The following is a 1003-nucleotide window of genomic DNA, read 5'->3' on the forward strand; positions in this document are numbered from 1 at the left end:
TACGGCCAAGCCCGCCCGCGACCCCACGTCGCGCCACGCGACGTCGCCCGGCCCCCAGGGGCGCGCGACGCGTCGCCCGGCCCCGAAGCCCCGATACCCACGTGCGCCACCCCGCCCCCGCAAGGCACGATCCCCCCAACGGCCTCGCACCCCGCGCGGCCCCCGGGGAACACGCACAAGCGGAACCCGCACGCGGAACACCGCACGGAACAAGAGGAGTCCGCCCCGCGCGGCGCTCCGCCACAGATGGCCGTTCGATCTTTCCCCCGTAGGGATGGGGTCGTTACGGGGAGGTAGACTGAAGAGTGTCTGGTCGGACGCACGCCCGCCCCTGCCCTGAACGCACCTGTGTCGGGTGCCGGGAGCGAGCGGCCAAGAACGAACTGCTGCGCACTGTGATGGTCGACGGAGTCCTGCTCCCCGACCCGCGCGGTACGCTGCCCGGCCGGGGTGCGTACGTACACCCCGTACCGGCCTGTACGGAGCTGGCGGTGCGCCGCCGCTCATTCCCCCGGGCCCTCCGGGTCCAGGGACCGCTCGACACGGCGGAACTCCGTCGCTATGTCGAGCAGGCAACACCGTAAGAAGCGCCGCACGGAACCGCCGTGCGGCCCAGGTACCTCGCGAGTCGGAAGTAGGTCGAGATTGCGATGAGCACTCGATGAGTACGCGATGAGTACGCCCATGAAGTAGCGACGGTCCGGCGCCCCCCGGACCTCAAAGGAGCGAAGTGGCTAAGGTCCGGGTATACGAACTCGCCAAGGAGTTCGGCGTGGAGAGCAAGGTCGTCATGGCCAAGCTCCAAGAACTCGGTGAATTCGTCCGTTCGGCGTCCTCGACGATCGAGGCGCCGGTGGTGCGCAAACTGACTGACGCATTCCAGCAGGGCGGTGGCTCCGGCAAGTCCGGACCCCGTCCCGGCGCGCCGCGCAAGCAGGCGCCCGCACGGCCGGCGGCACCCTCGCCGTCCGCCCCCACCCCTTCCCCGGCGCCGCGTCCCGCG

The 1003-nt window shown here is 71.0% G+C and carries 2 protein-coding genes; both read left to right on the plus strand.

The genetic code is table 11. The features are described from left to right. The first annotated feature begins 305 nt into the window (after positions 1-305). Positions 306-584 carry a YlxR family protein gene (locus G3I42_RS29185; RefSeq protein ID WP_164290752.1) on the plus strand — a complete coding sequence of 93 codons (279 nt, stop codon included), beginning with the start codon at positions 306-308 and terminating at the stop codon, positions 582-584. A gap of 146 nt (positions 585-730) precedes the next feature. Continuing rightward, positions 731-1003, plus strand: a 273-nt coding sequence (locus G3I42_RS29190) for a translation initiation factor IF-2 N-terminal domain-containing protein (RefSeq protein WP_164290753.1), incomplete at its 3' end; no start/stop codon positions are given.

Origin of the sequence: Streptomyces sp. SID11385, assembly GCF_010548245.1 — a bacterium.
Taxonomy (GTDB): domain Bacteria; phylum Actinomycetota; class Actinomycetes; order Streptomycetales; family Streptomycetaceae; genus Streptomyces.